Here is a 20,366-nt window from a genome sequence, read left to right on the forward strand (position 1 = left end):
GGGAGATGCATTTACGGCATCTCACTCCCTACACTTGCGTTTTTTGTCTTAATAGTTTAGTGTTTCTTTTCGAATTCCTGCATGGTAGCAACCAGAGCCTTCACATCTTCCAGCTCCAATGCGTTGTAAAGGCTGGCGCGGAAGCCGCCTACTGAGCGGTGACCCTTGATACCAATCATGCCGCGTTCTGCTGCGAATGTAGCGAATTCCGGTTCAAGTTCCTTGTATTCGTCCTTCATTACGAAGCAAACGTTCATAATAGAGCGGTCTTCTTCGGCTACGGTGCCGCGGAATAGTTTGTTGCGGTCAATTTCCGTGTAAAGGGTTTCGGCCTTTTCAAGGTTCCTCTTTTCAAGTACCTTCAAGCCACCTAACTCCTTGTACCACTTCAAGGTTTGGAGTGCTGTGTAGATAGGCAATACAGGAGGAGTATTGAACATAGAACCCTTCTTGATGTGGGTGTTGTAATCCAACATCGTGGGCAGAGGACGATCAACCTGACCCAGTGCATCCTTACGGATTACTACGAAAGTAACCCCGGCAGGAGCCAAATTCTTCTGAGCACCACCATAGATAGCATCGTACTTAGATACGTCTATCGGACGAGAGAAAATATCACTGGACATATCGCATACCAAACGAGCTTTGCAGTCGAAGTCCTTGCGGATTTCCGTACCATAGATGGTATTGTTGCTCGTGTAGTGGAAATAGTCGATATCTTCGGGGATAGTAAAGTTCTTAGGTATGTAGGTAAAGTTCTTATCTTCACTTGAAGCCAATACTTCCGTAGTAGTACCAAACACCTTGTCTACATAGCCAGCCTGCTTAATTGCATTAGTTGCCCACGTACCGGTGTTGATGTATGCAGCCTTTTTCTTCAGAAGGTTCAAAGGAATCATATAGAACTGAAGGCTGGCACCACCACCGAGGAACAATACTTCGTATCCTTCCGGAATGTCGAGCAGTTCTTTGAAAAGCTGCTGTGCTTCTGCCATTACGGCGTCAAATTCTTTACCGCGGTGTGATACTTCCAATACAGAAAGACCTGTACCTGCAAAGTCGAGAACAGCGCTTGCCGTATTCTCAATTACCCCTCTATTCAGAATGGAGGGCCCTGCATAGAAATTATGCTTCTTCATAAAGTAATACTGATGATTATGATACTAATTTTATTATGTCAAAGGCTAATATTCCTTACCCTTTTAGGCTGTGAGTTGCTTTGCCTCTTAGAGGGTAATTTATATGTTTATTTATTCTATCTGCAAAGATACTCAATTGTTTAGAGAAAGTCAATTTATTTTTTTGCTAAGAAACGAACTTGTGTCGAATGTACTCTCCCATCGCTTGAAAAAAGCTTAGCTCGCTGCACTCTCGGGGAAGATGCTCTCTTTATTAGGTACTCCTTTTCAATGGAGCAGTGTGTTCCAAAAAGGAAGAAAAAAGATGCCCCCTCTTACAAGCAAGGGGACATCTGCCAAAAAAGTATGTAGGTCTTCTTATTATATATTGTTAGATAAACTCAAAGCGAGCCGTAAAGAAGCGCAGCTGTTTGGGTTCATATGCGAAGCGCAGTCCTCGTATGGTCTCTCTGTGCTTGTACAGCTTCTTTACTCCCTCGGCTACTACATCCATGTGCTTATAGGTATAGACGCGTCGGGGTATAGTCAGGCGCACCGTTTCCAGCTTAGGTCTGTGATTCTCACCGGTGTGCGGATCGCGACCTGCCGACACAATACCGCGCTCCATACTTCGTACACCACACTCTACATAGAGGTTAGCAGCGAGGCTTTGGGCCGGGAATTGGTCTTGCGTAAGATGGGGGCAGAACCTTCTTGCATCAAGGAATACAGCATGTCCGCCCACCGGCTCAATAATAGGTATACCGGCCTCAAGTAATAGATCTCCCAAATAGCGTACTTGAAGTATTCGGTGCTGGATGTATTCGTACTGCATACTCTCTTTTAGTCCTATCGCCATGGCTTCCATGTCGCGTCCTGCCATACCTCCATAGGAGGGCATTCCCTCGTACACAACCACCATTTCTTTTGCTTTCATGAATAGCTCTTCGTCGTTCATACAGAGGAAGCCACCGATGTTTACTAAGCAGTCCTTCTTTCCACTCATTGTACAGCCGTCGCCGTAGCTAAACATTTCGTGTACGATCTCGGCAATACTCTTGTCTGCATAGCCCTCTTCCTGCTCCTTGATGAAATAAGCGTTTTCTACGCAGCGGGTAGCGTCAAAAAATATCTTGATCCCATACTTATTGGTTAGCTCCCTCACGGCACGCATATTGGCCATGGAAACGGGTTGACCGCCCGCGAGGTTAACCGTAACGGCAAGGCATAGATAAGCGATATTTTCTGCACCCTTCTCGTCAATCAGCTTCTGGAGTTTGTTCAGGTCGATGTCGCCCTTAAAGGGGATAGAAAGAGAGGCGTCGTGTGCTTCGTCGCGGATTACATCCACAAAAATACCACCGTTGCGTTCCTGGTGATAGCGGGTAGTGGTGAAATACATGTTGCCCGGTACATATTGACCCGGTTTAATAGCAATCTGACTCAGTATGTTCTCTGCACCGCGTCCCTGATGTGTGGGTACTAAGTGCTTGAAGCCGAAATACTCTCTCACCGTATCCTCCAAATGATGAAAATTGCGGCTACCTGCGTATGCTTCGTCACCAACCATAAGTCCTCCCCACTGGCGGTCGCTCATGGCGTTGGTGCCACTATCGGTAAGAAGGTCTATGTACACATCCTCGCTATTAATCAGGAAGGTGTTGTAGCCGGCCTCCTTAATTACCTGCTCGCGCTGAGCGCGGTTAATCATATGTACAGGCTCTACGCTTTTGATGCGGAACGGTTCTGCTGGATACTTGCTGTAGTCAATCATACTTTCTTTGTTGTCTATAATATGTTTGTTTAGTGATTATGTGTATGTGTTTGTGGCTCTATTTATCTCTTTATATGGCGCATAATGGCATTTTATAATCATGTTATATATCATAATGTATATAACAATATATTCTTTTCGCAAATATACATGATTTATCGTTACAAACAATATAAGAGGAAATAAAACTCTATTTTTTTTGTACTAATAGTGATTCGCATATATTTTTATCGTGCAAAGTGACTATATTTGTGAATCGTCCAAGGCATGTGTTCCGAAGGAGCCATATCCTCCTCCGGCACGCCCAAAGCATAAGAGTAAACGATAAATGAGTAGCTTTGTGCTACTTGAATAGAGCTTACGGGAAAAATGAACATTGGTATTATCTCGGCTTTATACCTCTTTTTGGTGATCAGCATCATGGTGGTGATTATAGGGGAGAATAGGAATCCGCTAAAAGCTATTCCTTGGCTTTTGGTTGTGCTCTTTGTGCCGGTTATCGGGGTGATACTATACATTTTCTTTGGGGAGGACTTACGGCACGTCTACCTTATTAATAGGAAGGTGTATAAAAGGCTTTCTATCATTCCTACGGAGCTTGCCAAGCGCAATGAGGGGCTTTTCGAAGTTGATGCGGATAATACCGTGCGTTTGCTGGAAAAAAACTCAGCCTCTCCCTTGCTCGGCTATGACTCCGTGCAGATCTTTACAACAGGTAAAAGTAAGTTTGACCGCTTAAAGCAGGATATCGCCAACGCAAAAGACCATATTCATCTTCAATACTATGCCTTTAACGACGATGAACTGGGGCAGGAGTTGGCTACACTCCTTATTCATAAGGCCAAAGAGGGGGTTGCGGTACGCATTCTGTACGATGACGTAGGCTCATGGGGTACGAAGCGTGCCTTTTGGTTGCGTATGCGCAAGGAGGGGGTAGAGGTTTATGCTTTTATGAAAGTGGCTTTCCCTATCCTTTCGTCACGCGCTAACTATCGCAACCACCGTAAATTAGTAGTCATCGATAGTCGGGTGGGTTATTTGGGCGGTATGAATATAGCCGATCGTTATGCCAAGGGGGATAGTTTAGGCCCCTGGAGAGATACCCATTTCCGTTTTACGGGTGATGTGTTGGCTGAGATGGAGAGCTGTTTCCTCTTGGATTGGTACTTAGTGACCAGAAGGGTAGTGAGCAATATTGGCACTAAGTATATTGCTGAGCTAAATGCTCCCGCTAAAGTACCCCCTACAAAGGGTGAGGCTCTCTGTATGCAGTTGGTAAAGGGGGCACCCAATGGTATGTGGCGCACTATAGAGCAAACAATGGTCGCCCTTATATTGAGAGCAAAGAAAAAGGTCTGTATAGAGACGCCCTACTTCCTTCCTACCGAACCGCTTAATAGTGCTATTATGATCGCCTCACTCAGTGGGGTAGAGGTTGAGCTGCTTATTCCAAAGAAAGGCGATAGTTTCTTTGTACAAGAGGCGTCTCTTTCTTACGTGGATCCCCTTCTCGAGGCAGGGGTAAAGGTATATCGCTATGAGAAAGGCTTTCTGCACTCTAAGTTTTTGACGGTGGATGGAGAGATCTCTATGGTTGGCTCTACCAATATGGATTTTCGAAGCTTAGAGCACAACTTTGAAATAGCAGCGGTGATTTACGATGTCGCTGTGGCTAATGAATTGAATACTGTATTTAAGGAGGATTTGCAGCATAGCAGCCCCATTCTGTTAGAGCAGTGGCGCCAACGAAGTCGGACAAAGTGCTTCGGAGAATCGGTAATGCGACTCTTTTCTCCTCTCTTGTAGTGTGGAATGAAATGGTGCGTGTCCGGAGTCGTATGGAGGGTAAAATGTATAGGAATGTGAGGTGCTATAGGTGCTGCCTTATACATTATCAGAGCGAAATAATCGGTATGCTTTCCGCTATGTGGATACACTCAAGATGTGATTTACACCAATAAAAGTAATAGGAATTCAAAAATATCATTATCTTTGCAATGTAAGAAAGACTAATAAGTAAGACTATAACAGTGCACCCTAACACAAGATACCCACTGCTTTCTCTTTTCGGCAACGAGGCGAGGGGTATGTGGACTCCGAAAGCCGGCGTTACTATACCGAATCGGAGGCTTCTGTTTGTCGGACGAAAACTTTGCTTATCTGCGGAGGGTGCCTTAAGCGATAAAGAGTTTTATAATTAAGTATAACTATTAAAAACAAAGAAAGGTATGAAAAGAACTTTATTAATGTTCTGCGCCCTTGCACTTACAATCGGTGTATTTGCATCTTGTAAAGGGAAAGAGCCCGAAGTAAAAGAAATTACTTCTGTAAAGGTGGATCCTACTGCTGCACTCCTTAAGCCAGGTGAAACAAAGCAGTTGAAGGTAGAATGGACTCCTGCTGAAGTAAAGGTAAATGCTACATTTACCAGCAACAAGCCCGAGATAGCTAAAGTTGATGCTAAGGGTTTGGTAACAGCTGTGAAGGAAGGAGAAGCTATTATTACCGTTAATGTAGGTAACAAGAAGGCTACTTGCAATATTACAGTTAGTGACAAGACGATCACGGAAGTGAAAGTTGAGCCTACTTCTGTAACGCTTAAAGCAACCCAAACTCAAAAGTTGAACGTTACTTGGACTCCTGCTGAATTGCCCGCGACTCCTGCTTTCTCAAGCAATAAGGAAGCTGTGGCTACAGTAAACAACGAAGGTGTAATTACCGCCGTTGCTGAAGGTAATGCAGTGATCACCGTAACGATCGGTCAGTTGACTGCTACTTGCGATGTAAAGGTTGAACCCGGTGCCGCTCCTACAGGCGTAAGCCAACTTCCTTTGATGAAGTTCAAGGGTCCGAAGGATAAGGAAATTGCTGCTTATGAAGCAAAGGTAGGCAGAGAGCTGAAGGACAATGTGCTCGTTGCTCCCAAGCAGGGCCTCAAAACCCAAGCTTATGTAGGCAACCAAGATCTTATTCCGGTAGCTTGCTACGGTCTTACTATGGGTGATAACTTGGCTATCGTTGCTTTAGGTACTGAGTCTCTTGAAGATTGTGCCGCTACGCTTGAAATGCTTCAGAAGAATGGTTTCGAGAATGCACAAGTGATGGATATCAAGGGACAGCAGGTGATCGCCGGTACCAGCGCAGACGAAAAAATCACGGTTATAGGTTCTGATGAGCCGGTTACAGGTGTAAATGGTCAACCCGATACCAAGCTCTTCATCAGATTCCTGACTGAAAATGTTGCTACTGCTGAGCACGCTACAATTCCTGATGTAAAGGACTTCCCCGATGTAGCAAACTTCTTTGGTGGTGCAATCAATGCAGATAAGATCAAGGCTTATGAAGAAAAGTTAGGTTTCCGTGAGTTTGATGCTAGCCAATCTAAGGATAATAACTTTGCTTTCAATACGAAAGAAGATCGCATTGATGCTTCTAACATCTTCTGGACATACTATGTAGGTACTCCTGTGAATCCTCCTGTTTTCATCAATTCACAGGTATGCAGTGCAGCCTCTGCTGCTGACTTAGCTAAACCTGAGGTAGCTGCTTGGCTCAAGGCCAATGGCTTTACGATTGATGAAGCAAAGAGCCAAGATGGTTGGTACAAAGCTTTCACTGAGGATAGAAAGCTCGGTCTCCAGATCTTCTATAGCGAAAAGGATAAGGCTGTCTTTATGCAGATTGTAGAGGGTAGTTTCTTAGATAAGCAGTCTAGCGCTATGCAAATCCGTAGAGCTGCTCTTCGCAAAGAAAATCGCGGCTTCAGACTCCCTGCAATGGGTGATTTGAAGGTTAGCCGTCGCTAAGATGACCGCATAGATCGTAGCTTCTCGCTCATGTAGTAGAGAAGTGCAAAAGATCGGGGGGATGGTACTGAGATGCCATCCCCCTCTTTTTTATCTCCTTTTTTCGATTTTCCTGCGCTCTTGAAAGGAAAACATTCCGAAGAATTAGTAATCTGCGCTATTGGATGCATCGTTAGTACACAGCGCCTATGAGGAAATCCTAAGCCGAACAGGTGGGGGCAGATACCGCTTGAGGAGGCTTTTTCGACAAGGAAGAGCGCAGAAAGAATGCAGTACGCAGCTCCACCCAAAATGATCTCTACCTTTCTAAGAAAAGTTATAAATCTATTGACTAAAAGATACCGATCTTTTCATCGGAAGATCGGTATCTTTTCCCGGGGGGGTATTATGGGAAGAAAGGGTATAGATATTTCGTTTGGCTCTTTCCCTGTACATCCTTTCTTCATTTTCTTTTATGCATTTTATGCAGGCATTTTGTATATTTGTATGGAAAAGTAAGTACAAGAAAAAGCATATGTCAACCCTTAGAGAGCAACGGCAGGTACTCATAGCGAAGTATATTCGCAGTAAAGATATACCGGATCAGAAGAGCTTGAGAGCCCTTTTGCAGCACAATGGTTTAGAAGCAGCCCAGTCCACTATATCGCGCGACTTGGAGGAAATGAAGGTAACCAAGGTGAGAGGCGCCCGCGGAAAATCATTTTATCGTTTGCCGGAGGATAGTCCCATCAGCCAGCCTAAATCAATGCGAATCAGTCCTACTCGGGGATTTAGTGAGCTGGTATATGCCGAGCCTTACATTGTGGTAAAGACGCGTGCCGGCTATGCCAATAGTTTGGCTGCCGATATAGATGCTATGGGGCATCCTGCCATACTGGCTACTATATCGGGATACGACTCCATTTTGATCATACCAACCCGTAACGCTTCCTATCGAGAGGTAAAAGAGGCTTTGGGTATGATTATTCCCGAGCTAAAGGAATAAAGAAAATACTATTTATTAATATGCGTGCGCTACGTAGGGAAGAACAGCAGCAGCTTATGAATGCAGGCTGCCGGGCAAAATTGTGGGATGCTATTCGTGTAACGGACGATTTTAGCCCCGGTGGTTACGAAAATGTAACCTTCATTGGGGAGATTTCCCTTGCCCGACAAGAGGCTCTAATAGGGGGGTACAGGGTTAAAAATGTTCGGCTGAAAAATTGCATTATTGAGCAGAATGTAAATATTGCGGACGTCTCCGGTGTCATAGAAGGTTATCACATAGAAAGCGGTTGCACCATTCGGCACATTGGCAGAATGGTGTACAACGAACAGGAGCTATGTGGCGAAGGAACTGAAATAACTCCTTTAGACGAAACCGGTAGCCGATCACTTCTCCTCCACAGAGGGTTAACGGCGCAGATTGCTTATCTGACCATTTTTGCAAGGCACAATCCTTCCGTATCTACGCAACTCAGTGCTATTGCGCAACAATACGTAGCGGAGCTTAAATTGGACAAGCATGCGCGGATCGCTTCCGGCAGTCGTATCGAATACGTTGAAACGCTTCGAAATGTGCATATCGCTCAAGCCTCCACCCTTTACGGAGCAAAACGCATCGAAAGGGCTACGCTGTGCCGTACCTCTATAGGAGATAACGTAATTATGGAGGATGTGGTGGCGATGCCGGGGAGCGTTATTACCGAGAACTGTGTGCTGCATCGTTGTTTTGTCGGTGAAGGTGTGTGTATGGAAGGGGCTTTCTCGGCACACGATACGCTCATTTTTGCCAATTCGCACCTCAGTAATGGCGAAGCCTCAGCAGCACTTTTGGGGCCGCATACTATATCAATGCATCGCTCCACGCTCTTGATTGGTAGTTGTGTATCGTTTTTCAATGCCGGGAGCGGCACCAATCAGAGCAATCATCACTATCGTTTGGGTCCGATGCACTATGGCGTTATGGGGCGCGGATGCAAAACGGCAAGCAATGCCTACTTGCTTTGGCCTGCCGTAATTGGTAGTTTTACCAAAGTGGTAGGGCGCGTGATGACGCAACCCGATACGCGACACTTCCCCTTCTCGGAGCTTATTGCGGAGGGGAATACTACCAAGCTGCGGCCTGCTGCCTTGCTTGCGTCCATCGGTACGTTGCGCGATCAGGATAAGTGGTATTGGCGCGACAAGCGTGTGCATAAAGAGAATGGCGACTTAATTGATTATAGCGCCCTTCCTCCCTCCGTAGTGAGCGAAATGTATGCCGGTTATAATGCGTTGCGGCTTCTTATGGAACAACACACTGAGGTAGAACGCTATAATGTACGTGGCGCAAGTATCGAACGGGCAGATCTTTTGTTCGGAATGGAACACTATCGGGGGGCTTTAGTACTATTTGTGGCAAATACACTCGCCCAATGGTGTCTTGATCGCACCGCAGCACTAAAAGCTTTGCACGCTAATGCGCGACAAAAACAGAACGCGCTTATCTATTATGACCTATTCGGTATTTCGGTTCCGGAGGCTGATTTGACTCGTTTGTATAAGCGGCTGGAACGAAAAAAGGTGAGGAACATTGACCAATTGGCAGAGTTCTTCCGGCAGTGCGATAATCAAAATAGGTTTTTGATACCTTTAGCTACTGCGCTGCTTGCGCATTTGTTTGACGGTACAACGGAAGAGCGTTTAACTGCCTGCCTTACAGAAGCGTTGAAAGCATCGGCGCGATTGGAAAAAGAGCTACTTCGGGATGCTGCCAAGGAGCAGAGTCCACGCATGCAAGTGGTATACGGATTGCTCGCTTCGGATAGTGGTGCAGCGGCAAGGGAACTCTCTTTGTTAAAGGAAAATACAGAAGAATTGCCCTTTATTAAGCAGATGCGCGCCCAAAGGGAGGAAGAGCGTTGTGCCATAGAGCGTTTATTGTGATGAAAGTAAGGCTATTGGCGTGTGTATTTGCTCTCTTTCTGAGCTGTACATTCGCTTTTGCCCAGTGCTTTGAGGGCATTTGGCAGGGGAATATTACCTATGCGGGAGCCGAAATGCGTGTAGAACTGCGCTTAGAGCGTAGAGGTGCGGAGTGGTATGCCACAGTATCCCTGCCCGGTGTACTGCCTCAATCCTTAGATATAGACCAAATTGAGCAAGCGGATCAACAGCTTATTCTTCGTGCCGCTTCGTACGAACTCACCCTCACCTATATAGCCGGTGCCGATAAACTTGAAGGCACTCTCCGCATAGAGAATACCCCCGAAACCCTCCCCATCCGCCTTTCCCGCAGGGGAATAGGATGAATCCTGTGTTAAAGGACCATACTTAAAAAAAGTTTAGAAGGTGGGCTTCCCTCCATGTTCTGGGGTGCTTGTGGATAGGTATCAAGCAAAAGGTACATACCTTTTGTCAGGTGGCTCTTGCTACTCCGCAGGTTACCGCGCAGAGAAGAATAGCGTGTAGGTAACCATTGGCGTAAAGCCTTGAGTATAAATCGTAGAATAGTCGCCTGACTGCTCGTCAAAGAACAGGGACATTACGTTCTTGCTGTGGGTTAGATTCTGAAGATCCACCGCCCATTCTTGCGTAATCCGTCTGCCTAATTGTCCGCTCCCATCCACAGGATAGAAGTGAAGGGAGATGTAGACTATGATGACGCTCAGCCGGCTCCCTTTTAGTTGGGTACTACCTTGTGTGCGTACAACAAGTTGGGTGGCAGCGGCTGTATCTGTGAAGCAGTAAACAAAGTCGGCATAATCAGAAAAAGAAAAGGGAGCATCCCTTACAGATGCTCCCTTCGTGCGGTCGGGGGGACTCGAACCCCCACGCCTTGCGGCAATAGATCCTAAGTCTATCGCGGCTACCAGTTACGCCACGACCGCCCGCCTCTTAGTGTCCTATGTGTGTAGGGGTACGGGGATTCGAACCCCGGACCTTCTGCTCCCAAAGCAGACGCGCTAACCGGACTGCGCTACACCCCTAAAAGAACGCCAAGTCGCTTACCTTGGTCCGGCAAAGGTACATACTTTTTGTAAATCTATCACTATTCTTGTCACTTCATAGTGATAGAATAAGTGAAAAATTATTGCCTTCTTTGTGTGTCCTCTCCATATTGGTTCGGTCCAATAGCCCCCTCTTGGATAAAGTAAATGAGCAATATAATGACTCCGACAATGGGTATAAGACCAATAAGCATCCACCAGCCACTCCTATTCGTATCATGCAATCGCCTTACTCCTACCGCTATTGAGGGGAGAAGCAGAGCTAAAGAGATGAGTATAGGCAGGCTTGAAAAAACTGATATTTCATCGAATGAGCAGAAGGCAGAGTCTGTGATTCTCCATAAGAAGCCGGTGCCGTTGATCATACTAGCCGCAGCACCTACCACGTTGCTGAATAGGAAAAAAGACCAGTACTCTTTACGTCCTGCACGACCATTAAAGTCTACGTACTTTTTACTGATGCATTGCCAAAAATACTCCCATAAGCTTTTTGTAGTGGCACCGCTCGGAGTGCCTTGTGCATAGTTGGCTCTATACGAAGTATCGGAGCTATAGCCTCCATTGTTGTAATGGGGTAGGGGAGGGAGCGCAGCGGGTCGCTTGTGGGGTATAGGCGGAATTTTTTCAGAGGGCTTTAAAAGGGCCTTTAGTTCGGGAAAAGATTCAAGCTCTTTCCACTGTTCCATCCCTTCAGTCCAAATAAATTCAGCCTCGCAAAGCTGCTCTCTATTCTCTTGTAGTTGGGCAATGGTTTGGGAAGCGGAGCTAATGCCCTCTTTTGCCAAGAAATAGAGTCGATTGTCTTCCTCGGGATCATTAAAGTCAATCTTCTCCTCTGTATAGGGGAAACGCTTCTGTCTATTGAGGGAGGTACTTATGATCGTACCGGGACGGAGATCCAAGGCACGAATACCTTTTGAAGTAAAAGGCCCTTTCTCTATACCATCTTGATACACGTAGTAAAGTGGTTGCATGATGTTTGTCGTTGCGAGTCGTTTTTATTTCTTTTTGTCCTCAGTTTTGGCCGCTGCATAGGCTTTGTTGAGTCGCTCTGTCACCTCTTTGGTTATATCCATACTGGCGTTGCCATAGAGCAATCCACTCATTTTTACATTGCAAAGGATGAGATCGTAACCCCACTCCTTATTCATCTTTTCTACTTCCTCTTTGATTGTATTGTAGAGTTTTTCGTTGAGCGCATCCTGCTCTTTGATATATTGCTCTGAGAGTCTTTGATCAAGAGTCTGGGCATCTTGCTGCATCTTCATAATGCGCTCTCGCTCCATCTGTGCCGCAGTTTGATTGACAAATCCACCGCTCTGTAGTTTCTGTTGAAAAGCTTCTCCGGCTTTTTGGATGGCATTTATCTTCGCTTGAAGCTGATTGCGTCCCTCTATGGAGCGCTTTTCCAGCTTGCTGTTCATCTCTTTGTACTGTTCGTAGTTATTCAGTACGGAGTCCATCTCTACAAATGCTATCTTGAGTGTACCAGCCTTCTGTGCGGTAAGCGTATCTTGCTGTGTGTCCCGCTCTGTTTGTGTGGTTGTGGAGGTATTGCTTCCCTTTTGGGAATTGTTGCATCCTGTGAGTGAAAGCGCTGTCAAAGCGATGATAAGTGGAAAGAACTTCTTCATTTGTGATTTATATTACTATTTATTTTCTTCAATTAGGTCTTTTAGACTGGGGCGGAAAGCTGCTTCATTGAGCTCTTTGTGGGCACATTGAATGCCTTTCTTGCGTAGCGCCTCAATATCTTCAACGTGACCGCTCGGAAACTTGCCATCCTTTTTGATTAGAATGCCAATGGAGAGCAAAAGAACAGCGATACCAACTATTACTAACGAAATGATGACAATCATACTTCTTTTCATTACATTTGCACTGTTGCAAAGATAGTACATAAGTATAAATATTAATAGATAAACAGATATAACAAAAATGAAGATTACAGACTTAAAGCCCGCCGGCGTATGGCGTTTCTTCGATGAGATAACTAAGGTACCTCGTCCGAGCAAGAAAGAGGAGAAAATAAGAGCCTATTTGCGTAAGTTTGCGCAAGAGCGTAACTTGGAGTTTGATGAAGATCATGTTGGTAACATTGTTATCCGCAAGGCTGCCACTAAAGGGTATGAGGATCGTAAGACAGTAGTTTTGCAGAGCCATGTGGATATGGTCTGCGAGAAGAATAGTGATGTGAATCACGACTTTGAAAAGGATCCTATCCGGACAATCATAGAAGATGGTTGGGTTAAGGCTACAGGTACTACACTGGGTGCAGATGACGGTATCGGAGTGGCTTCTGCTTTGGCTGTACTGGATGACGATACTGTAGAGCATGGTCCTATTGAATGCTTGTTTACCGTAGACGAAGAGACCGGTATGACAGGCGCTTTCGGTATTCAGCCCGGCTTTATCAAGGGAAGCATTCTCTTGAATCTAGACAGCGAAGATGAAGGACAAATGTTCATCGGTTGTGCAGGGGGTATGGGTACTACCGGTATCATAAGTTATGATACCAAGAAGGCAGATAGCAATTCATTCTTTGCCAAAATAACCGTCAACGGACTCAAGGGGGGACACTCCGGAGGTGAGATCCATATTGGCTTGGGTAATGCCAATAAACTCTTGACTCGTGTACTCTACAGAGCTATGAATGAGATGCCGCTGAACCTTATCGCTATCGATGGGGGCAACTTACACAATGCGATACCTCGCGAAGCCTATGCCGTAGTAGCTGTTCCTGCCAATAAAAAAGAGGCACTAACTGCTATTGTAAATCAAATGCAGGGCGATATGCAGCATGAATTGCGTAGGGTAGATCCCGATGTGAAAGTTACTATCGAAAGTGCTGAAAAGGCTGACAAGGTAATTACCGATGAGTGCACCGAGCGTATCGTGCGCATGCTGTACGCCATGCCTCATGGGGTATTGGGTATGAGTCACGACATGGAAGACTTGGTGGAAACTTCAACCAACTTGGCTTCCATTAAAATGAAGAAAGCGGGTGAAATAGAGGTAGAAACAAGCCAACGTAGCTCTTCAGAGTCGCTTAAAGAAGACGTGGGCAACTTAGTAAAGAGCGTATTTGAGCTTGCCGGTGCTAAGGTAGAAGTGCGCGACGGATATCCCGGTTGGGAACCTAATCCCGACTCAGAGATCCTGCAGGTAGTAAACGATGCCTATAAGAGGCTGTTCAATAAGGAGCCGCAAGTACTGGCTATTCATGCAGGGCTTGAGTGTGGACTATTCCTTACGAAGTACCCCAACTTGGATATGGTTTCATTTGGTCCTACACTTCGCTATGTACACTCCCCGCGCGAGTGTTGTGAAATAGAAACGGTAGATCTATTCTGGCGCCATTTGGTTGAGATACTGAAGAGTATACCCAAGCGCTAATTAGTATCTATTTGACATATCTTTTAGATTAGATGGGTTGCGGCAGGTGTCGCAGCCCATCTCTCTTTTGGCATTCCCGGTGTGCGCTCCATTAGGTTTGTGACCTTCTCGTTCATCGGATGGCATAGGCACCTCTTGCTGTTTGCTTTTACTAATCCGGCAAACGAAAGGTACAATGAATAGAGCCGTAGCCATGTCCCCTATAAAAACATAGAGGGGCGAAGCGTGCCCCTCTATGTCATGTTATTAAAATCAATTTCAAATACCTGCCCTTATATCTCCTCCAACGCTCTTCTCCATTTGCTGATCTACTGAAGGAGTGCTCTTACGAAGCAAGAATAGGTGGGTGGGGATTAGTAGTAGGTGTACTCGCGCTCAACGATGTTTATAGGGGTCCCATCTTGGTATATCACCATCTGTGTCCAATTGCCCTTTTCGTCATATTGATAGGTGCATTTACCTTCCCAGGAGTTGCCTTCTGAGTCAGGACCAATCCATTCTATTAGATTCCCTTTGTCATCGTATGCAATCCTCCCTTTGAAGTTTGCGCCATCTTGGTCACTAAGGCTCATTTCTATACGATTTCCGTTCTTATCGTATACATACTTTTCTTTCCAAACAAGGGAACCGTCTGATTCGTAATGGTTACTTTCGATTTTATTCCCATTATCATCGTAGGCACTCACTGTTTTCCAATCAAGAGAGCCGTCTGATTGGTAGCTGTTGCGCTCAATTTCATTCCCCTTCTCATCGTAGGAACACATTATTTTCCCATCAAGAGAGCCATCTGACTTGTAGTGGTCTATTTCTATCAGATTTCCTTTTTCATCATATAGAAACTTTGTCTTTCCCTCAAGGGTACCATTTGCATCATACTGGCCTCCTTCTATTTGTTTTCCCTCATCATTGTATACGAATTTTTCTTTGTAGAAAAGAGTGCTGTCCGCAAAATATGTACTTCTTTCTATTAAATTCCCTTTCTCATTATACGCTGCAATGATATTATAAAAATCTTTATTATCTACGACACGCGTTACAATGTCTTGTTCGCCTTTCTCGATTTTCCCAAACTTTTCTATTGCCTTGTATACGCTTTGGGTATAGGACTTGACTGCCCCTTTTAGATTTTCCGTTTGCCAGTTTTGTTGTTCTTGTCCAGTTTCTGCTCCGGCACATCCGGCTATGAATAGCGGCATCAGTAGTAGCACTGGTACGCATCTTAATAGCTTATTCATATTTGTATATCGATTTGTGGGGTTATTATTTAGGTTGGATTAATAATGCTGAATGGGAAATAAAAAAGACACAGACTTCCTGTGCAAAGAAATCTGTGCCTTTCTCTTATCGTTTCATATTTTTACCTCTATACGAATTAGAGGGTGGGGCCGGCAGCTACCAGCTTTTTGCCCAAGTCGTTGCCGGTGAACTTATGGAAGTTGGTGATAAAGCGCTGCGCAAGATCGCGCGCCTTTTCGTCCCACTCCTTGGCGTCGCGATACGTATCGCGCGGATCGAGGATGCCGCTATCTACGCCGGGCAGCTCGGTAGGTACGAGGAAGTTGAAGTAAGGCATTGTTTTCGTGGGAGCCTTATCAATGCTTCCATCCAGAATAGCGTCAATAATGGCACGCGTATCCTTAATAGAGATACGTTTGCCGGTTCCGTTCCATCCGGTATTAACGAGGTAAGCCTTGGCACCTACCATCTTCATTTTCTTAACCAATTCTTCGCCGTACTTAGTAGGATGCAGCGATAGGAATGCAGCTCCAAAGCAAGCGGAGAAGGTGGGGGTGGGTTCGGTGATACCGCGTTCCGTTCCTGCCAGCTTAGCGGTAAATCCACTGAGGAAGTAGTACTGCGTCTGCTCCGGCGTAAGGATAGATACGGGAGGCAGCACACCGAAGGCATCGGCGGAAAGGAATATAACTTTATTGGCGTGACCCGCCTTGCTGATAGGCTTTACTATGTTCTGAATGTGATAGATAGGATAGGAAACGCGCGTATTTTCTGTCACGCTCTTATCGGAGAAGTCGATTTTTCCGTTGGCATCTACCGTCACATTTTCAAGCAGAGCATCGCGCTTGATCGCATTATAGATATCGGGTTCGTTTTCCTTGCTCAAGTTGATCACTTTTGCATAGCAACCGCCTTCGTAATTGAAGATTCCGTCGTCGTCCCATCCGTGTTCGTCGTCGCCAATCAGTTTGCGCTTCGGATCAGTGGAAAGGGTGGTTTTACCGGTTCCGGATAGTCCAAAGAAGATAGCGGTTTCCGTTCCTGCCTGATTAGTATTGGCGGAGCAGTGCATGGAAGCCATTCCGCGGAGCGGATTGAGGTAATTCATGTAGGAGAACATACCCTTTTTCATTTCGCCGCCGTACCAGGTGTTGATAATAATCTGCACCTTTTCGGTCAGATTGAATACTACCGCTGTTTCGCTGTTCAGCCCCAGTTCCTTGTAGTTGGTAACTTTTGCCTTGGAAGCGTTCATCACTACAAAATCAGGCGTACCGAAGTTTTCGAGTTCCTCTTTGGTAGGACGAATGAACATATTGGTGACAAAATGTGCCTGCCAGGCCACTTCCATAATGAAACGTATCTTCAGCCTGCTATTGGCATTGGCACCGCAAAAAGCATCTACCACAAAGAGTCGCTTATGGGACAGCTCTTCCGTGGCAATCTTTTTGAGTTCTTTCCACGCTTCGGGCTTAACGGGCTTATTATCGTTCTTATATTCGTCGCTGGTCCACCAGATGGTATCTTTGGTAGTATCGTCGTATACAAAGAACTTATCCTTGGGGCTTCGGCCGGTGTAGATACCTGTCATTACATTAACGGCACCCAACTCCGTGAGCTGACCTTTTTCGTATCCGGTTAATTCGGGCTTGAGTTCTTCCTTATATAGGAAATCGTAGGAAGGATTGTAGATCACTTCCTTCACCCCGGTAATTCCGTATTGACTTAAATCCGGTTGTTTCATGATATTTTTAGATTACTATAGTTTGTTTTCTTTGTTTTGTTTCAAATAAATCGTGCTTTACGCATATCGCCCTCTTCGATAATTGCGCGATGGAAGGCGAAGGCATTGCGCAAATCGTGTGGCGTATGAACCGATTGCGTCCGAGCAACGTATTCGGTGAGCAGTTCGCGATAATCGGGATGTACGCAGTTTTCGATAATACATTTTGCTCTTTGGCGCGGATCCTTGCCACGCAGGTCGGCAACGCCATATTCGGATATAATTACCTTAACCGAGTGTTCGGAGTGATCGAGGTGCGAAACCATCGGAACAAAGGCACTTATGGAGCCGTTTTTAGCAGTGGATGGAGTGGTGAATATGGAGAGATAGGCATTACGGGTAAAATCGCCCGATCCACCGATCCCGTTCATCATCCGCACACCGTTTACATGTGTGGAGTTTACATTGCCGAAAATATCGGCTTCTAAGGCAGTATTGATGGTAATGATGCCCAAACGGCGCACCACTTCAGGGTTGTTGGAGTATTCGGAAGGCCGCAATACGATGCGATCACGGAATTCGTCCAAACGAGCGTATATATCCTGCATCACGCTGCGGGATACGGTTAGCGAGCAACCACTTGCAAACTTAACGCGCCCTTTATTCATCAGCGCGATTACTGAGTCCTGAATCACTTCGGTGTAGACGTTAAAGTCCGGTATATCACTATTATCGCCCAAAGCGCCTAGTACGGCATTGGCCACATTGCCTACCCCGCTCTGAATGGGAAGAAACTCTTTAGGAATGCGCCCTTCCACAAGTTCTTTGTGGAGGAAAGCAGCTACATTGTCGCCAATAGCCTTGGTTACTTCGTCCACCGGGGTAAATTTACCTTCATCGTTGGGTTCGCTGGTCTTTACGATGGCAGCGATTTTGCCAGGATCTACCTTTATGTAGGGCAAGCCGACGCGATCCGACGGGTGATAGATAGGGATTGCTTCGCGGAAAGGCGGGTCCAGAGGCTCCGCAAGGTCGTGCATACCGCGTATGGCAGCAGGATGCTTGTCGTTCAATTCCACGATAATGCGTTTTGCCATTCGGCATATGGTAGGCAGAATTCCTACACCGCAAGTGGGTACGATCTCACCATTATCAGTCACTTCGGCAGCTTCCACAATCGCCACATCTATATCTCCATAGAAGCCCGAGCGCATCTCTTGGGCAAGCTGAGATAGATGCATATCCACATAGTGTACTTCCTCGTTATTGATGGCAGCGCGCAAATCTTTGGTAGATTGGTATGGGGTTCGGAAGGAGATTGCCTTAGCACGCGCCAGAACACCGTCCAAACGATCGGAGGTGCTAGCTCCGGTAAAGAGCCCTATCCGGAAGGGTCGCCCCGCTTGATGCTCTTCCTCGGCATAGCGAGCAATCGCTTTGGGTAGCACTTTAGGGCATCCGGCATGGGTAAACCCGCTCACGCCCACATTATCGCCATTTTTAATCAACCTTGCCGCCTCATCGGCACTCATTACTTTGTACATTGCTTTCCTCAAATATATAATCGTGTTTTCTTATTTCATAAATAGCTCTCGTGTCACGCTTCCTTTGTACTTTTGTAAAAGGAAGGATTGATGCGACTACTCAAAGGTACTAAATAATGGACAATAAGGATATAAGAAGTACTAATGATCCTATTAAACCGGGAAATAACATTGCAAAGTGTCAGGATGCGCCTATAGGGACACACAAAGTGTTCGCTTCCTTTTTGTGGTTTTACTTGCAAATGCAAGGAGTTGAAATGAAAGGGCGAATCTCACGACTCGCCCTTCCTACATTAACCAAAACCTTAACTATAGAAAAATCTTTCTTTTCCATCGCAAAGTTGGTGAATTATTTCCAATGCAACAACTTTGAAACCTACGTGAGATGCATATTTTTAATTGTCTTAACGGGAATGTATCAGGTTGTGTTTCTTTTACCTATTAATGTATCAAAATAATGTCACAAAAAGTTCATATAGAAACTTACGGCTGTCAGATGAATGTAGCTGATACAGAAGTTGTGGCTGCTATACTCAAAACAGTAGGATATGATTTTACTGAGTCTCCGGAAGAAGCGGATGTACTACTTATTAATACGTGCAGTGTGAGAGATAATGCCGAGAAGCGCGTTATAGGGCGTATTGAAAATCTACAAGCGCTAAGGCGTAAGAATGGAAATCCGGCTATAATAGGCGTTCTGGGATGTATGGCGGAGCGAGTAAAAGAAAGGCTACTTACTGAGTATGGAGTCGATTTGGTAGCAGGACCCGATGCGTATTCTGATTTGCCGAATATGCTTAGCGATGTAGAAAGTGGTCACAAGGCAATCAATATTACCCTTAGCAAAGAGGAAACTTATCGCGATGTGATACCGCTCAAACTCCCCGGGCTGCATATCTCCGGCTTTGTGAGTATTATGAGAGGCTGTGATGAGTTTTGCTCGTATTGCATTGTTCCTTTTACTCGAGGTAGGGAGCGAAGCAGAGAGCCGGAGAGTATCTATCGAGAGATTGAGCATATGCGTGAGGTGGGGTATAGGGAAGTGACCCTACTTGGACAGAAGGTAAATGGCTATCATTATATAGGAAAAGATGGTGCTGAAGTGGATTTCCCAGATCTGCTCGTTGCTATCCATCGGATTGCTCCCGAAATGCGTATCCGCTTTACCTCGCCTCATCCAATAGATATGAGCGACAAGTTGATCCATACCATGGCAACCTATCCAAAAATCTGTGCTCATATTCATTTGCCGGTACAAAGTGGTAGCAACGCAGTCTTGGAACGTATGAAGCGAGGATATACAAGAGAGTGGTACATTGATAGGGTTGCTACTCTGCGTAAAAGTATCCCGCACTGTGGTATCTCTACTGATATCTTTTGTGGCTTCTGTGGAGAAACTGAAGAAGACCATGCCGATACGCTTAGACTTATGGAAGAGATTCGTTTTGATTCTGCATTCCTCTTTAAGTACAGTGAGCGTCCTTCCACATATGCGGCAAGACACTACCCTGATGATGTTCCGGAAAGCGTTAAACTAAGACGATTAGAAGAGTTGATCGCCCTGCAAAATAGGCTGAGTCTTGCTTCTAATGAGGCTGATATAGGTAAAACTTTTGAGGTACTGGTAGAGGGAGTCAGTAAGAAGAGTCGGGATGAGTACTTTGGCCGTACTGTAACCAATAAAGTAGTCGTCTTTCCAAAGGCTCAGGCTCGTATCGGAAGCTTTGTGAATGTGAGGATAAAGAGTGCAACACAAGCAACGCTCTTAGGGGAAATATAGGCTGGAACCTAAGTTGTA

General features: G+C 45.6%; 17 protein-coding genes and 2 tRNA genes. 7 read left to right on the top strand and 12 right to left on the bottom strand.

The features are described from left to right. Nucleotides 1-56: 56 nt before the first annotated feature. Both serC and ACLWMH_RS03065 read right to left on the bottom strand, forming a co-directional pair. Nucleotides 57-1,139, bottom strand: a complete 1,083-nt coding sequence (gene serC / locus ACLWMH_RS03060; protein ID WP_411915278.1) for a 3-phosphoserine/phosphohydroxythreonine transaminase — start codon at nt 1,137-1,139, stop codon at nt 57-59. Between the two features lie 370 nt (nt 1,140-1,509). After that, nucleotides 1,510-2,892 carry a tyrosine phenol-lyase gene (locus ACLWMH_RS03065; protein ID WP_411915279.1) on the bottom strand — a complete coding sequence of 461 codons (1,383 nt, stop codon included), beginning with the start codon at nt 2,890-2,892 and terminating at the stop codon, nt 1,510-1,512. Between the two features lie 369 nt (nt 2,893-3,261). On the opposite strand from ACLWMH_RS03065, the gene cls reads away from it, so the two are divergent. The 5 genes from cls to ACLWMH_RS03090 all read left to right on the top strand — a co-directional run bounded on the left by cls (nt 3,262) and on the right by ACLWMH_RS03090 (nt 9,970). Then, on the top strand, nt 3,262-4,698 hold the full coding sequence (cls, locus tag ACLWMH_RS03070) for a cardiolipin synthase (RefSeq protein ID WP_411915280.1): 1,437 nt from the start codon (nt 3,262-3,264) through the stop codon (nt 4,696-4,698). Nucleotides 4,699-5,120: 422 nt separating this feature from the next. Further along, nucleotides 5,121-6,698 (top strand): Ig-like domain-containing protein, encoded by a 1,578-nt coding sequence (locus tag ACLWMH_RS03075; protein WP_411915281.1) that lies wholly within the window; start codon nt 5,121-5,123, stop codon nt 6,696-6,698. Nucleotides 6,699-7,212: 514 nt separating this feature from the next. Beyond that, nucleotides 7,213-7,683 carry an arginine repressor gene (locus ACLWMH_RS03080; RefSeq protein WP_411915282.1) on the top strand — a complete coding sequence of 157 codons (471 nt, stop codon included), beginning with the start codon at nt 7,213-7,215 and terminating at the stop codon, nt 7,681-7,683. A gap of 20 nt (nt 7,684-7,703) precedes the next feature. Then, nucleotides 7,704-9,605: a DUF4954 family protein gene (locus ACLWMH_RS03085; protein ID WP_411915283.1), complete on the top strand. Its 1,902-nt coding sequence runs from the start codon at nt 7,704-7,706 to the stop codon at nt 9,603-9,605. Further along, nucleotides 9,605-9,970: a hypothetical protein gene (locus ACLWMH_RS03090; protein WP_411915284.1), complete on the top strand. Its 366-nt coding sequence runs from the start codon at nt 9,605-9,607 to the stop codon at nt 9,968-9,970. Before ACLWMH_RS03085 ends, ACLWMH_RS03090 begins: the two co-directional genes overlap by 1 nt. A 132-nt stretch (nt 9,971-10,102) precedes the next feature. Here the strand turns inward: ACLWMH_RS03090 and ACLWMH_RS03095 are convergent, their stop codons facing one another. From ACLWMH_RS03095 to ACLWMH_RS03120, 6 genes are all read right to left on the bottom strand, one after another. Then, the gene (locus tag ACLWMH_RS03095; protein WP_411915285.1) at nt 10,103-10,288 is read right to left on the bottom strand and encodes a hypothetical protein; all 186 of its coding nucleotides are present in this window, start codon (nt 10,286-10,288) and stop codon (nt 10,103-10,105) included. A 179-nt stretch (nt 10,289-10,467) separates the two neighbouring features. Next, nucleotides 10,468-10,549: transfer RNA gene (locus ACLWMH_RS03100), tRNA-Leu, on the bottom strand. Between the two features lie 24 nt (nt 10,550-10,573). Continuing rightward, nucleotides 10,574-10,648, bottom strand: a tRNA-Pro gene (locus ACLWMH_RS03105). 101 nt (nt 10,649-10,749) lie between these two features. Next, nucleotides 10,750-11,643, bottom strand: a complete 894-nt coding sequence (locus ACLWMH_RS03110; RefSeq protein ID WP_411915286.1) for a DUF805 domain-containing protein — start codon at nt 11,641-11,643, stop codon at nt 10,750-10,752. Nucleotides 11,644-11,667: 24 nt separating this feature from the next. Further along, nucleotides 11,668-12,303, bottom strand: a complete 636-nt coding sequence (locus ACLWMH_RS03115) for an OmpH family outer membrane protein (protein ID WP_411915287.1) — start codon at nt 12,301-12,303, stop codon at nt 11,668-11,670. 15 nt (nt 12,304-12,318) lie between these two features. After that, a complete protein-coding gene (locus ACLWMH_RS03120) occupies nt 12,319-12,528 on the bottom strand; it encodes a hypothetical protein (RefSeq protein WP_411915288.1) in 210 nt (69 codons plus the stop codon). A gap of 79 nt (nt 12,529-12,607) precedes the next feature. Between ACLWMH_RS03120 and ACLWMH_RS03125 the strand changes: the two genes are divergently transcribed. Continuing rightward, a complete protein-coding gene (locus tag ACLWMH_RS03125; RefSeq protein ID WP_411915289.1) occupies nt 12,608-14,065 on the top strand; it encodes an aminoacyl-histidine dipeptidase in 1,458 nt (485 codons plus the stop codon). On the opposite strand, the gene ACLWMH_RS03130 is transcribed toward ACLWMH_RS03125, so the two are convergent. The 4 genes from ACLWMH_RS03130 to ACLWMH_RS03145 all read right to left on the bottom strand — a co-directional run bounded on the left by ACLWMH_RS03130 (nt 14,066) and on the right by ACLWMH_RS03145 (nt 18,568). Then, complete coding sequence (locus tag ACLWMH_RS03130) at nt 14,066-14,260, bottom strand: hypothetical protein (RefSeq protein ID WP_411915290.1); 195 nt, start codon at nt 14,258-14,260, stop codon at nt 14,066-14,068. Between the two features lie 158 nt (nt 14,261-14,418). Next, entirely contained in the window at nt 14,419-15,300 is an 882-nt protein-coding gene (locus ACLWMH_RS03135) for a hypothetical protein (protein WP_411915291.1), read from the bottom strand. A 137-nt stretch (nt 15,301-15,437) separates the two neighbouring features. Next, nucleotides 15,438-17,045 carry a phosphoenolpyruvate carboxykinase (ATP) gene (pckA, locus tag ACLWMH_RS03140; protein WP_411915292.1) on the bottom strand — a complete coding sequence of 536 codons (1,608 nt, stop codon included), beginning with the start codon at nt 17,043-17,045 and terminating at the stop codon, nt 15,438-15,440. Between the two features lie 41 nt (nt 17,046-17,086). Continuing rightward, nucleotides 17,087-18,568 (bottom strand): acetyl-CoA hydrolase/transferase family protein, encoded by a 1,482-nt coding sequence (locus tag ACLWMH_RS03145; RefSeq protein ID WP_411915293.1) that lies wholly within the window; start codon nt 18,566-18,568, stop codon nt 17,087-17,089. A gap of 457 nt (nt 18,569-19,025) precedes the next feature. On the opposite strand from ACLWMH_RS03145, the gene miaB reads away from it, so the two are divergent. Next, nucleotides 19,026-20,348 carry a tRNA (N6-isopentenyl adenosine(37)-C2)-methylthiotransferase MiaB gene (gene miaB, locus ACLWMH_RS03150; RefSeq protein ID WP_411915294.1) on the top strand — a complete coding sequence of 441 codons (1,323 nt, stop codon included), beginning with the start codon at nt 19,026-19,028 and terminating at the stop codon, nt 20,346-20,348. Nucleotides 20,349-20,366 lie beyond the last annotated feature (18 nt).

Origin of the sequence: Porphyromonas miyakawae, assembly GCF_045865415.1 — a bacterium.
GTDB lineage: Bacteria > Bacteroidota > Bacteroidia > Bacteroidales > Porphyromonadaceae > Porphyromonas > Porphyromonas miyakawae.

Excerpts from the sequence above, each read along its gene's own strand:
- serC (WP_411915278.1), bottom strand. The coding sequence starts at position 1,139 with ATGAAGAAGCATAATTTCTATGCAGGGCCCTCCATTCTGAATAGAGGG.
- ACLWMH_RS03065 (WP_411915279.1), bottom strand. The coding sequence starts at position 2,892 with ATGATTGACTACAGCAAGTATCCAGCAGAACCGTTCCGCATCAAAAGC.
- cls (WP_411915280.1), top strand. The coding sequence starts at position 3,262 with ATGAACATTGGTATTATCTCGGCTTTATACCTCTTTTTGGTGATCAGC.
- ACLWMH_RS03075 (WP_411915281.1), top strand. The coding sequence starts at position 5,121 with ATGAAAAGAACTTTATTAATGTTCTGCGCCCTTGCACTTACAATCGGT.
- ACLWMH_RS03080 (WP_411915282.1), top strand. The coding sequence starts at position 7,213 with ATGTCAACCCTTAGAGAGCAACGGCAGGTACTCATAGCGAAGTATATT.
- ACLWMH_RS03085 (WP_411915283.1), top strand. The coding sequence starts at position 7,704 with ATGCGTGCGCTACGTAGGGAAGAACAGCAGCAGCTTATGAATGCAGGC.
- ACLWMH_RS03090 (WP_411915284.1), top strand. The coding sequence starts at position 9,605 with ATGAAAGTAAGGCTATTGGCGTGTGTATTTGCTCTCTTTCTGAGCTGT.
- ACLWMH_RS03110 (WP_411915286.1), bottom strand. The coding sequence starts at position 11,643 with ATGCAACCACTTTACTACGTGTATCAAGATGGTATAGAGAAAGGGCCT.
- ACLWMH_RS03115 (WP_411915287.1), bottom strand. The coding sequence starts at position 12,303 with ATGAAGAAGTTCTTTCCACTTATCATCGCTTTGACAGCGCTTTCACTC.
- ACLWMH_RS03120 (WP_411915288.1), bottom strand. The coding sequence starts at position 12,528 with ATGATTGTCATCATTTCGTTAGTAATAGTTGGTATCGCTGTTCTTTTG.
- ACLWMH_RS03125 (WP_411915289.1), top strand. The coding sequence starts at position 12,608 with ATGAAGATTACAGACTTAAAGCCCGCCGGCGTATGGCGTTTCTTCGAT.
- ACLWMH_RS03130 (WP_411915290.1), bottom strand. The coding sequence starts at position 14,260 with ATGGCTACGGCTCTATTCATTGTACCTTTCGTTTGCCGGATTAGTAAA.
- ACLWMH_RS03135 (WP_411915291.1), bottom strand. The coding sequence starts at position 15,300 with ATGAATAAGCTATTAAGATGCGTACCAGTGCTACTACTGATGCCGCTA.
- pckA (WP_411915292.1), bottom strand. The coding sequence starts at position 17,045 with ATGAAACAACCGGATTTAAGTCAATACGGAATTACCGGGGTGAAGGAA.
- ACLWMH_RS03145 (WP_411915293.1), bottom strand. The coding sequence starts at position 18,568 with ATGTACAAAGTAATGAGTGCCGATGAGGCGGCAAGGTTGATTAAAAAT.
- miaB (WP_411915294.1), top strand. The coding sequence starts at position 19,026 with ATGTCACAAAAAGTTCATATAGAAACTTACGGCTGTCAGATGAATGTA.